Annotated in this window: 10 protein-coding genes; all 10 read left to right on the forward strand. The window is 71.0% G+C overall.

Going from position 1 to position 11,507, the window contains the following annotated elements:
• Positions 1 to 20 precede the first annotated feature (20 nt).
• From HQN59_RS17165 to can, 10 genes are read left to right on the forward strand one after another with little or no spacing between them, the layout of a single operon-like run.
• Positions 21 to 1,202, forward strand: a complete 1,182-nt coding sequence (locus HQN59_RS17165) for an acyl-CoA dehydrogenase family protein (protein WP_176070341.1) — start codon at positions 21 to 23, stop codon at positions 1,200 to 1,202.
• Positions 1,203 to 1,217: 15 nt separating this feature from the next.
• On the forward strand, positions 1,218 to 2,375 hold the full coding sequence (locus tag HQN59_RS17170; protein WP_176070342.1) for an acyl-CoA dehydrogenase family protein: 1,158 nt from the start codon (positions 1,218 to 1,220) through the stop codon (positions 2,373 to 2,375).
• A complete protein-coding gene (locus HQN59_RS17175; RefSeq protein WP_176070343.1) occupies positions 2,372 to 3,979 on the forward strand; it encodes an acyl-CoA carboxylase subunit beta in 1,608 nt (535 codons plus the stop codon). Before HQN59_RS17170 ends, HQN59_RS17175 begins: the two co-directional genes overlap by 4 nt.
• Before the next feature lie 5 nt (positions 3,980 to 3,984).
• Positions 3,985 to 5,178, forward strand: a complete 1,194-nt coding sequence (locus HQN59_RS17180; protein ID WP_176070344.1) for a CaiB/BaiF CoA transferase family protein — start codon at positions 3,985 to 3,987, stop codon at positions 5,176 to 5,178.
• A 31-nt stretch (positions 5,179 to 5,209) separates the two neighbouring features.
• Positions 5,210 to 6,370, forward strand: coding sequence for an acyl-CoA dehydrogenase family protein (locus HQN59_RS17185; RefSeq protein ID WP_176070516.1), 1,161 nt, complete (start codon positions 5,210 to 5,212; stop codon positions 6,368 to 6,370).
• Between the two features lie 9 nt (positions 6,371 to 6,379).
• Positions 6,380 to 7,183, forward strand: a complete 804-nt coding sequence (locus HQN59_RS17190; RefSeq protein WP_176070345.1) for an enoyl-CoA hydratase/isomerase family protein — start codon at positions 6,380 to 6,382, stop codon at positions 7,181 to 7,183.
• The gene (locus tag HQN59_RS17195; RefSeq protein ID WP_176070346.1) at positions 7,183 to 9,210 is read left to right on the forward strand and encodes an acetyl/propionyl/methylcrotonyl-CoA carboxylase subunit alpha; all 2,028 of its coding nucleotides are present in this window, start codon (positions 7,183 to 7,185) and stop codon (positions 9,208 to 9,210) included. Before HQN59_RS17190 ends, HQN59_RS17195 begins: the two co-directional genes overlap by 1 nt.
• 20 nt (positions 9,211 to 9,230) lie before the next feature.
• Complete coding sequence (locus HQN59_RS17200; protein WP_176070347.1) at positions 9,231 to 10,022, forward strand: enoyl-CoA hydratase-related protein; 792 nt, start codon at positions 9,231 to 9,233, stop codon at positions 10,020 to 10,022.
• Positions 10,019 to 10,819 (forward strand): enoyl-CoA hydratase/isomerase family protein, encoded by an 801-nt coding sequence (locus tag HQN59_RS17205; RefSeq protein ID WP_246294984.1) that lies wholly within the window; start codon positions 10,019 to 10,021, stop codon positions 10,817 to 10,819. The genes HQN59_RS17200 and HQN59_RS17205 overlap by 4 nt, the downstream gene beginning before the upstream one ends.
• A 28-nt stretch (positions 10,820 to 10,847) precedes the next feature.
• Complete coding sequence (can, locus tag HQN59_RS17210) at positions 10,848 to 11,498, forward strand: carbonate dehydratase (RefSeq protein ID WP_176070348.1); 651 nt, start codon at positions 10,848 to 10,850, stop codon at positions 11,496 to 11,498.
• Positions 11,499 to 11,507: the final 9 nt, after the last annotated feature.

Below are 11,507 nucleotides of genomic sequence, written 5' to 3' on the forward strand. Positions count from 1 at the left end.
CGAACAAGGTTTGCCACCCGATGGACCTGACATTCAGTGACGAGGACCGCGCCTTCCAGCGCGGCGTGCGCGATTGGTTCGCGGCCAACACCCCCGAAGCCCTGCGGCGCAAGGTCCAGAGCGGGCAGATGCTGACGCGCGACGACATCGTGCACTGGCAGCGCCGCCTCGACGAGCAGGGCTACCTGGTCGTGGGCTGGCCCAAGGAGCACGGCGGGCCCGGCTGGACGCCGACGCAGCGCTATCTGTACGACCTGGAGCGCGCCGCCGCCAACGCGCCGGTGGGCCTGTCGATGGGCGTGATCATGCTGGGCCCGGTGCTGATCGCCTTCGGCACCGAGGCGCAGAAGGCGCAGTACCTGCCGCGCATCCGCCGCTGCGAGGACTGGTGGTGCCAGGGCTATTCCGAGCCCGGCGCGGGCTCCGACCTGGCGAGTCTGGCCACCACCGCGGTGGCCGACGGCGACGACTACGTCATCAACGGCTCGAAGATCTGGACCACCTACGCGCACTGGGCCACGCACATGTTCTGCCTGGTGCGCACGGCCAGCACCGGCAAGAAGCAGGAGGGCATCTCCTTCCTGCTGATCGAGATGGACCGTCCCGGCATCGAGGTGCGGCCCATCGTCTCGATCGACGGCGAGCACCACCTGAACCAGGTCTTCTTCACCGACCTGCGCGTGCCGCGCAGCAACCTGGTGGGCAAGGAAGGGCAGGGCTGGGAGATCGCCAAGTACCTGCTCACGCACGAGCGCACCAGCATCGCCGGCGTGGCCGACTCGAAGGCGGCGATGGCCAACGTGTTGCGCTCGGCCGAATCGCGCGGCTGGGGCGGTGGACGGCTGATCGACCAGCCCGGCATGTCCGCCCGCCTGGCGCGTGCCGAGATCGACCTGATGGCGCTGGAGTTCACCAATCTGCGCGTGCTCTCCTCCATGGCTGCGGGTAAAGCGCCGGGCCCGGAGTCGTCGCTGCTCAAGCTGATGGGCACCGCGGTGCAGCAGACATTGTCGGAGCTGGCGCTCGAGGTCGGCGCCGAACAGGCCTGGCCCTGGCACGCGCAGGGCGCGCTGGCCGATTCACTCCACGCCCATGCGATGGAGCGCTTTGCCTTCCTGCGAGCCGCCACCATCTACGGCGGCAGCGACGAGGTGCAGAAGACGGTGCTGGCCAAGTCCATGCTGGCCGGCGTGGCACGTTGAACGGATGACACGTGCATGGACCTGAACCCCACCCCCGAACAGAAGATGCTGCGTGATGCGGCGCAGAAGTATTTCCGCGCCGAGTACCGCTTCGACGCGCGCGCGAAGCGGCTGGCGTCAGCCGACGACGCCGTGGCCGGGGCGGCGCACTGGACGCGCTTTGCCGAATTCGGCTGGCTGGGCCTTGGCCTGCCCGAGGCCGCGGGTGGCTTCGGCGGCATGCCCGAGCTCATCGCCGTGTGCGAGGCGATGGGCGCGGCGCTCTCGCTCGAGCCCTACGTCGCATCCACCGTGCTGGCGGCGCAGGCGGTGGCCGCCGCGGCCGACGCCGGGCAGCAACTGGCGCTGCTGACGCCGCTGGTCGAAGGGCGCAGCCGGCTGGCGCTGGCCTGCACCGAGGCCGACTCGGGCCCCACGCTCGCGTGGGTCGAAACGCGCGCAAAGCGTCAGGGCAGCGGTTGGGCGCTCGACGGCCGCAAGACCGGCGTCGTCGGCCTGCCGCAGGCCGACATGGCCATCGTCAGTGCGCGCCTCGACGGCCGCCCGGGCGAGCGCGCCGGCCTTGCGCTGTTCGCGCTGCCGGTGGGCACGGCCGGCGTGCGCATCGAACCCTACCGGCGCTACGACGGCGTGTCCGCCGGCGAGCTGCGGCTCGACGGCGTGCAGCTCGACGCCGCGGCACTGCTGGGCGACCCGGGGCGTGCACTGGAGGCGCTGGAGCGCGCCGTCGACCTGTCGACCATCGCCGCCTGCGCCGACGCGCTGGGCGCGATGACGGCCGTGCTGCACAAGACCGGCGCCTACCTGGCCACGCGCAAGCAGTTCGGCGCGCCGCTGGCGAGCTTCCAGGTGCTGCAGCACCGCATGGTGGACATGTTCGCGGCGCTCGAAGCGTCGCGCTCGATGGTGGTGATGGCGGCGCTGCATGCCGATGCTGCACCGGCCGAGCGGGCGCGTGCGGCGTCGGCGGCCAAGGTGGCGGTCGGCGCGCGCGCGCGCTACGTCGCCCAGCAGGGCGTGCAGTTGCACGGCGGCGTCGGCATGACCGAGGATCTGGACATCGGCCACTACTTCCGCCGCCTGACCCTGTTCGAGAAGGCCGACGGCGGCATCGACCACCACCTGCAACGCTTCGCGCAATCGCAGCGCAAGGAACCCGGGGCACCGCGATGACGGTGATGCCCTCCACGGTTTCGCCCGGCGGCGAGGCCTTCGCGCGCAACCGCGAGGCCTACCTTGCACGCATCGCCGACCTGCACGCACGCCGTGCGCGGGCGCTCATCGGCGGGCCCGAGAAGGCGCGTCGGCTGCACAAGCAGCGCGGCCAGCTGCTGCCGCGCGAGCGGCTGGCAGCGGTGCTTGACCCCGGCTCGCCGTTCCTGGAGTTCGGCCAGCTCGCGGGCGAGGGCCTGTACGAGGGCGTGCCGCCCGGCGGCAGCATCATCACCGGCGTGGGCCTGGTCAGCGGCCGGCCGTGCATGCTGATGATCCACGACGCCACGGTGAAGGGCGCCACCTACTACGGCATCACCGCGAAGAAGCACGTGCGGGCGCAGATGTTCGCCTGGCAGCACCGGCTGCCGTGTATCACGATGGTCCAGTCCGGCGGCGCCAACCTGCCCGAGCAGGCGCACATCTTCCCGGACGACGGCCAGTTCGGCTCGATCTTCTACAACCAGATCCGCATGTCGGCCGAGGGCATCACGCAGATCGCCACCGTGCATGGCCCGTCCACCGCGGGCGGTGCCTACCTGCCGGCGCTGTGCGACATCGCCGTCATCGTGCGCAAGCAGGGCGCGATGTTCCTCGGCGGGCCCGAGCTGGTGTATGCGGCCACCAAGGAAGAGGTCGATGTCGAGACGCTGGGCGGCGGCGAGATGCACAGCCGCGTCAGCGGCGTCACCGACCACCTGGCCGAGAACGACGGCCACGCCATCGCCATCGTGCGCGACATCGTGGCCAACCTCGGCACGCCGCCGAAGCAGCGCTGGAACGTGGCCCCGAGCCGCGCGCCGCTGCACGACCCGCGAGAGATCTACGGCATCGTCAGCGCCGACACGCGCCACCCCACCGACAACCGCGAGGTCGTCGCGCGTCTGGTCGATGGCAGCGAGTTCCAGGAATTCAAGCCGCTGTACGGCGACACGCTGGTCTGTGGCTTCGCGCGCATCAAGGGCTTCCAGGTCGGCATCCTGGCCAACAACGGCGTCATCTTTTCCGAGGCTGCGGTCAAGGGCGCGCACTTCATCGAGCTGGCCTGCCAGCGCGACATCCCGCTGCTGTTCGTGGCCGACGTGTCGGGCTTCATGGTCGGGCAGGCGGTGGAGCGCGAGGGCATCGCCAAGCACGGCGCCAAGTTCATCACCGCCATGGCCTCGGCCAACGTGCCGCGCTACACGCTCATCACCGGCGGCTCGTACGCCGCGGCGTACCTTGCGATGTGCGGGCGGCCGTTCAAGCCGCATGCGATGCTGATGTGGCCGAGCGGCCGTGCCGCGCTGATGGGCCCCGAGCAGGCCGCCACCACGCTGACGATGGTGCGCGACCGCATCCACGAGCGCGAAGGCACGAGCTGGACCGACGCCGAGCGCGAGCGCTTCAAGCAGCCCATCCGCGAGCAGTTCGAGGCCTTCGCCAGCCCCTACAACTTCGCCTCCAACCTGTGGTGCGACATGGTCATCGACCCGCTGGAGACGCGCGACACGCTGGCCCTGCTGTTCGAGCTGGCCGGCCGCCAGCCGCAACGCGACACGCGTTTCGGCGTGTTCAGGATGTGACGGCGATGCTCGGCTCCGTCCTCCAGGGCCTGCGCGTCATCGACCTGACGCAGAACGTCGCCGGCCCGTACTGCACGCAGGTGCTCGCCGACCTCGGCGCCGACGTCATCAAGATCGAGCGGCCGGGCGGCGGCGACGACGCGCGCGCCTGGCGGCCGCCCGAGATCGGCGGCATGGGCACCGGCTTTGCGGCGCTGAACCGCAGCAAGAAGAGCGTCGCGCTCGACCTCGACCGGCCCGAGGGCCAGCGCATCGTGGCGCAGCTGGCCGCGGGTGCCGACGTGCTGGTGCATTCGCTCAAGCCGGGGAGCGCCGAGGCGCGCGGCCTGGGCGACGAACCGCTGCGCGCCGCGAACCCACGGCTCGTGTACTGCGCCATCAGCGCCTTCGGCGAGGCGGGGCCGATGCGTGGCCTGCCCGGCTACGACCCGCTGATGCAGGCCTTCACCGGCATCATGAGCGTCACCGGCCACGAAGGCGACGAGCCGGCGCGGGTGGGCGTGTCGCTGATCGACCTGGGCACCGGCATGTGGGCCGCCATGGCCGTGCTCGCGGCCCTGCTGCAGCGCGCCACCACCGGCCAGGGCTTGCGTGTGGGCGCCAGCCTGCTGGAGACCGGCCTGGCGTGGATGGCGGTGCCGATCGCCAACTACCTGGCCACGGGCCGGCTGCCGCGCAAGATGGGCTCGGGCATGGCGATGATGGTGCCCTACGAGCTGTACGACACGGCCGACGGCCAGGTCTTCATCGCGGCCGCCAACGACCGGCTGTTCGCCCGCATCTGCGACGCGCTGGGCTGCCCCGAGCTGCCGCGCGATGCGCGCTTCGTCGACAACCCCTCGCGCGTGGGCCACCGTGACGCGCTGCACGAGGCGCTGGCAGCGCACACGCGCACGCGCAGCACCGCCGAGTGCATCGCCCTGCTGCGCGCGGCCGGCGCGCCCTGCAGCGAGTTGAACAACGTGGCCCAGGTGCTGGAGCAGGAGCAGGTTCAGGCCCTGGGGCTGCTGACCGACGTGCCGCTACCGCAGGCACCCGGGCACCGCGCCATCGGCCTGCCCTTCAACAGCGGCGGCGAGCGTGGCCGCACGCCCACGGCGCCACCGGCGCTGGGTGCCGACACCGCAGCCGTGCTCCATGCCTTGGGCATCGATGCAGCGGCGCAGGCCGCGCTGCAGCGCCTCGGCGTGATCGGCTGAACCGACCGGAAGGAGGCAATTTCCCATGCCGATGAACTTCGACTACACCGACACCCAGGCCCAGATCCGCGCCGCCGTGAAGGAGCTGTGCGCGCGTTTCGGCCCCGCGTACTGGCGCCAGCTGGCGCAGGACGGCCAGTACCCCGAGGCCTTCGTCGATGCGATGGCCCAGGCCGGTTGGCTGGCCGCACTGATCCCCGAGGAATACGGCGGCGCCGGCCTGCCGCTGCTTGACGCCTGCCTGATCCTGCAGGAGATCAACCAGAACGGCGCCAGCGCCGTGCACTGCCACGCGCAGATGTACACGATGGCCTCGATCATGCGCCACGGCAGCGAGGCGCAGAAGCGCCGCACGCTGCCGTGCATCGCCGACGGCAGCCTGCGCCTGCAGGCCTTCGGAGTGACCGAGCCCGACGCCGGTTCCAACACGCTGGCGATCAAGACCTTCGCGCGCCGCGTGCCCGGCGGCTACGTGCTCAACGGGCAGAAGATCTGGACCTCGCGCTACAGCCATTCGCACCTGTACCTGCTGATCGCGCGCACCACGCCGCTCGCCGAGGTGAAGAAGAAGACCGACGGCCTAAGCCTGTTCCTGATCGACATCGCCAAGGCCGGCAAGGCGCTGCAGTCGCGCCAGATCAAGACGATGATCAACCACCACACCTTCGAGGTGTTCATCGACAACCTGGAGCTCGCCGACGACGATCGCATCGGCGAGGAAGGCAAGGGCTTCCACTACCTGCTCGATTCGTTGCACAGCGAGCGCCTGCTGGTGGCCAGCGAGGCCATCGGCGACGGCCACTGGTTCGTCGGCAAGGCCGCGGCCTATGGGCGCGAGCGCGTCGTGTTCGACCGCCCGATCGGCTCCAACCAGGGCGTGCAGTTCCCGATCGCGCGGGCGCACCTCAACGTCGAGGCGGCCGAGCTGATGCGCAACAAGGCGGCCACGCTGTTCGACGCCGGCCAGCCCTGCGGCCGCGAGGCCACGATGGTGAAGTACCTCGCCAGCGAGGCCGCCTGGGAGGCGGCCGAGGCCGCGATGACCACCTTTGGCGGCTACGGCGTGGCCTGCGAGTTCGACATCGAGCGCAAGTGGAAGGAGAGCCGCCTGTTCCGCACCGCGCCGATCTCCAACAACCTGGTTCTGGCGCAGGTGGCCGAGCATCTGCTTGGCATGCCGCGTTCGTACTGAGACCGCACGATGGGAACCTACGAAACGCTGCGCGTCGAGCCAGCCCCGGGCACCTCCCCCGACGAGGGCTTGCGTTGCCTGGTGCTGAACCGACCCGAGGTGATGAACGCGATGAACACGCAGATGTTCGTCGACCTGCGCGCCGCACTGCATGATCTGGCCTACGACGACGGCCTGCGCGTGCTCGTCGTCACCGGTGCCGGCGAGCGCGCCTTCAGCACCGGCGGCGACCTGAAGCAGCGCGACGGCATGACCGACCAGCAGTGGCGGCGGCAGCACCAGCTGGCCGAGGAGGTGCTGCTGGCGGTGAAGGACTTTCCGTGCCCGGTGATCGCCGCCGTGGAAGGCCATGCGCATGGCGGCGGTTGCGAACTGGCGCTGATGTGCGACTGGATCGTGGCCGCGCGCTCGGCGGTGTTCTCGCTGCCCGAGGTGCGGCGCGGCATCATGCCCGGCGGCGGCGGCATCCAGAACCTGGTGCGCGCGGCCGGGGCGCGGCGCGCCAAGCAACTGCTGCTGACCGCGCGCCGCTTCAGCGCGGAGCAGGCCGCACAGTGGAACATCGCCACCACGCTGGTCGAGCCCGGCCAGGCGCTTGCCACCGCGGTGGCCGAGGCGCGCGAGGTGGCGCTGGCCGCGCCGATGGCCGTGCACTACGCCAAGGTGGCGGCGTCGCGCGGCGGCGAGGTCGACTTCCACAGCGGCTACGCGCTCGACATTGCCGCCTACAACGTGCTCGTGTCGTCGCAGGACCGGCTCGAAGGCGTGCGCGCCTTCAACGAGAAGCGGCCGCCGCGCTGGAGCGGGCGCTGATGTTCCGGCGCATCCTGATCGCCAACCGCGGCGAGATCGCGTGCCGCATCGCGCGCACCTGCCGGCGGCTGGGCATCGCGCCGGTCGGCGTGCATTCCGGCGCCGACCGCGATGCGCTCCACCCCTCGGTGATGGACGCGTCCATCGGCCTGGGCGGCGCCAGCGCCGCCGACAGCTACCTGCGCATCGACGCCGTCATCGACGCCGCACGCCGCACCGGTGCGCAGGCCATCCACCCCGGCTACGGCTTCCTGGCCGAGAACCCGGCGTTCGCTGAAGCCGTGGAATCGGCGGGGCTGGTGTTCATCGGGCCCACGGCCGATACGCTGCGCCGGCTCGGCCACAAGGGGCAGGCCAAGGCCGAGGCTCGCGCCGCCGGCGTGCCGGTGCTCGGTGGCGGCGAAGACGCCAGCGCAGACGCCGATGCGGTGACCCAGCGTGCACTCGGGCTCACGCTGCCGGTGCTGCTGAAGCCCGCGGCCGGCGGCGGCGGCAAGGGCATGCATGTGGTGCGGCAGGCGAGTGAGCTGTCCGGGGCCATCGGGACCGCCATGCGCGAGGCGCGCAGCGCCTTCGGCGATGCGGCGCTGATCGTCGAGCCCTATGTCGAACGCGGGCGCCACGTCGAGGTGCAGATCGCCGGCGACGGCCGCGGAGAGGTGATCCACCTGTTCGAGCGCGAGTGCACGCTGCAGCGCCGCCACCAGAAGCTGATCGAGGAGGCGCCCGCCGCGCCGTTGCCCTCGAGGCTGCGCGAGGAGTTGCTCGACGATGCGCTGCGGATCGCGCGCCGACTCGACTACCGTGGCGTGGGCACAGTCGAGTTTCTCGTCGCCGGCGATCGGCACTGGTTCCTCGAGGTCAACCCGCGCCTGCAGGTCGAGCACCCGGTCACCGAGGAGGTGACCGGCGTCGACATCGTCGAACTGATGCTGCGCGTGGCCGCAGGCGAAGGCCTGTCCGTACGCCAGGCCGACGTGCGCGTGCGCGGCCACGCCGTGGAAGCGCGGCTGTGCGCTGAGGACGCCGAGCGCGACTTCCTGCCCGCCACCGGGAGCATCGAGCAGATCGCCTTCCCGGGCGGCGGGGTGCGCGTCGAAAGCGGCGTGCGCGCCGGCTCGGAGGTGACGTCGCACTACGACTCGCTGCTGGCCAAGCTCGTGGTGCACGCAGCCACTCGCGACGAAGCGCTCGACCGCGTGCAGGCCGCACTGGCCCAGACGCGGGTGCTGGGCGTGACCACCAACGCCGATTTCCTGCGCCGGCTGCTGGCGCGGGCCGAGGTGCGCGATGCCAGCTTCCACACCCGCAGCATCGATGAATGGCTGGCCCGGCCGGATCGCACGGCCCAGGTGGTGCCGCCGGCCATCGTGGCCGCGGCCGGCCTGTGGTGGATGCTCGACGAGCGCGCGCGCGCTCCCGACTGTGGGGCCTGGTCGGCGGCCGATGCCACAGGCTGGCTGATGCACGCCGGAGACGACCCGGTGAGCGCCGTGCCCGCGGTGCTGCTGCGCGACGGCACGACGGTCCACGAGGTGCACCTGGGCATCCCCGGACCCGACGGTTTCACCACCGTGCAGGTGGGCGACACGCGCCTGCGCCTGGCGCTGCGCGCGCAGCCCGGCGGCGGCTGGCAGGGCGAGCAGGGCGGCGAAGTGCAGACGCTGGCCTTTGCCCGCCGCGGGACGAACCTTTTCGTGCAAGCCGGCGGCGCCGGCCACCAGATCGAGGTGCAGCCCTACCTGGCCCGCGCGGCGGCCGGCTCTGCCGGGTCCGGCGAGCTGCGCACGCCGATGATGGGCACCATCCTCGCCACCCATGCCGAGCTGGGCCAGGCCCTGCGCGCCGGCGACTTGGTGGTGACGATGGAGTCGATGAAGATGGAAATGAAGATCTGCGCCGAGCACGACGGTGTGCTGGCCAGCCTGAGCGCCGTCGCCGGCCAGACCGTGGAGCGTGGCCGCGTGGTGGCGGTCGTCGCCGCCGCCGACGCTCCCGACGCTGCCCCGGCCGATGCGGCCACCTGACAACCTGCCTGGAGAACCCGTTGGACTACCAGACCATCCGCCTTGAGCGCGACAGCGAGTATGTCGCCCGCCTCACGCTCGCCCGCCCCGAGATCCAGAACGCGCTGAGCCTGGACGTGGTGCGCGAGCTGCTGCACGCCATCGCCGCGATCGGCGCCGACAAGAAGCTGCGTGCGGTGGTGCTCAGCGGCGAAGGCAAGTCGTTCTGTGCCGGCGGCGACCTGACCTGGATGCAGACGGTGCTGTCGCAGAGCCGCGAGCAGCGCATCGCCGACTCGCTGCCGCTGGCCGACCTGTTCTACGAGTTCGACCGCCTGCCCAAGGTGGTGATCGGCCGCATCAACGGCCCGGCCACCGGCGGCGGCTTCGGCATGACCTGCATCTGCGATGTGGCCATCGCCGCGAGCACCGCACGCTTCTCGCTCACCGAGGCGCGGCTCGGGCTGGTGCCGGCCAACATCGGCCCGTACGTCGCGCGCAAGATCGGCCTCGCGCGTTCGCGCCGCTACGGGCTGACCACGCAGTTCATCGACGCCGCGCAGGCCGAGCGCATCGGCCTCGTCGACCGTGTCGTCGCGCCGGAAGACCTGGACCGCGCGGTGGATGAGGAACTCGATCTCGTGCTTTCGCTGCCGGCGAGCTCGATCGCGGCGACCAAGCAGCTGTTCAACGACGTGCACGGCCGGCCACCGCGCGAGTGCATGGACTACACCGCCAACGCGCTGGCCGATGCCTGGGAAACGCCCGAGGCGGCCGAAGGCATCGCCGCCTTCCTGGGCAAGCGCGCAGCCAACTGGAAGGTGGCCCGATGAGTCCCGCCATGAACGACGCCGACACCGTGCTCTACGAGGTGTGCGACGGCATCGCCACGGTCACGATCAACCGCCCCGAGATCCGCAACGCGCTGTCGCCGGCGGCAGCCAACCGCCTGTACGAATGCTGGGACCAGGTCGATGCCGACAAGGACGTGCGCGTCGCGATCCTCACCTCGGCCGACTGCGGAACCTTCTGCGCCGGCCTGGACCTGCGCGAGGCCTCGCGGGTGAAGAAGGAGGAGGGCGTGGACATCCTCACGAAGATGAAGGACCCGTTCCACGCCCGCCAGCGCCGCGTCGCCAAGCCGATCATCGCCGCGATGACCGGGCACCTGATCGCCGGCGGCATGATGCTGTCGCTTAACTCCGACCTGCGCGTCGGGCTGAAGGGCACCCAGGTTGGTATCACCGAGACGCGCATCGCCGGCCGCGGCAGCCCGTGGGCGATTCCGCTGCTGTGGATGCTGCCGCAGCCGCTGCTGATGGAGATGGTGCTGACCGGCGAGCTGTACCCGATCGAGACCTTCCACGAACTGCGCTTCATCAACTACCTCGAGGACACGCCCGACGCGGTGCGCGCCCGCGCACAGGCGCTGGCCGAGCGCATCCGCGACAACGCGCCGCTGTCGGTGATGGCGGGCAAGGAATCGATCCTCACCGCGATGAGCGCGGGCTGCGACGCCGGCATGGCGCTGGCGCACAACATCTACCGCGCCGCCTACGCCAGCGAAGACGCGCAGGAAGGCCCGCGCGCCTTCGCCGAGAAGCGCAAGCCGGTGTGGAAGGGCCGCTGAGCCCGCAGCACCGCGAAGGAACAACAGCATGTGCAGCATCGACCCCCTGATCCGCAACAACCGCGCGTGGTCGGCCCGCTGCCGCGCCGAGGACCCGATGTTCTTCACCCGGCTCGCCGGTCAGCAGACGCCGCGCTACCTGTGGATCGGCTGTTCCGACAGCCGCGTGCCGGCCAACGAGATCGTCGGCCTGCGGCCGGGCGAGATCTTCGTGCACCGCAACGTCGGCAACCTCGTGGTGCACTCGGATCTGAACTGCCTGACGGTGCTGCAGTACGCGGTGGAGGTGCTGAAGGTCGAGCACGTGCTGGTGGTGGGCCACTACGGCTGCGGCGGGGTGCAGGCGGTCATCGAGCAGCGCCGCACCGGATTGGCCGACAACTGGCTGCGCCACATCGAGGACGTCGCGCGCAAGCACGAAGCCCGGCTCGAAGCGGCTTCGTCACCCGCCGAGCGGGCGCACAGGCTGTGCGAGCTGAACGTGATCGAGCAGATCAGCAACGTGTGCCGCACCACGGTGCTGCGCCGGGCGTGGGGACGAGGCCAGGCGGTGGCTGTGCACGGCTTCGTCTACGGGCTCGAAGACGGGCTGCTGCACCGGGTCAGCGACGCGGTGGGCGGCATCGAGTCGCGGGACTCCGGCTACATCGATGCGCTGGCCGCACTTGGCGTTCCGTGAACGCGGTTG

The organism is Rhizobacter koreensis (assembly GCF_013366375.1).
Classification (GTDB): domain Bacteria; phylum Pseudomonadota; class Gammaproteobacteria; order Burkholderiales; family Burkholderiaceae_C; genus Schlegelella_A; species Schlegelella_A koreensis.

Bases quoted from the DNA above. Each gene is read 5' to 3' on its own strand.
- HQN59_RS17165 (WP_176070341.1), top strand. From the start codon at position 21: ATGGACCTGACATTCAGTGACGAGGACCGCGCCTTCCAGCGCGGCGTG.
- HQN59_RS17170 (WP_176070342.1), top strand. From the start codon at position 1,218: ATGGACCTGAACCCCACCCCCGAACAGAAGATGCTGCGTGATGCGGCG.
- HQN59_RS17175 (WP_176070343.1), top strand. From the start codon at position 2,372: ATGACGGTGATGCCCTCCACGGTTTCGCCCGGCGGCGAGGCCTTCGCG.
- HQN59_RS17180 (WP_176070344.1), top strand. From the start codon at position 3,985: ATGCTCGGCTCCGTCCTCCAGGGCCTGCGCGTCATCGACCTGACGCAG.
- HQN59_RS17185 (WP_176070516.1), top strand. From the start codon at position 5,210: ATGAACTTCGACTACACCGACACCCAGGCCCAGATCCGCGCCGCCGTG.
- HQN59_RS17190 (WP_176070345.1), top strand. From the start codon at position 6,380: ATGGGAACCTACGAAACGCTGCGCGTCGAGCCAGCCCCGGGCACCTCC.
- HQN59_RS17195 (WP_176070346.1), top strand. From the start codon at position 7,183: ATGTTCCGGCGCATCCTGATCGCCAACCGCGGCGAGATCGCGTGCCGC.
- HQN59_RS17205 (WP_246294984.1), top strand. From the start codon at position 10,019: ATGAGTCCCGCCATGAACGACGCCGACACCGTGCTCTACGAGGTGTGC.
- can (WP_176070348.1), top strand. From the start codon at position 10,848: ATGTGCAGCATCGACCCCCTGATCCGCAACAACCGCGCGTGGTCGGCC.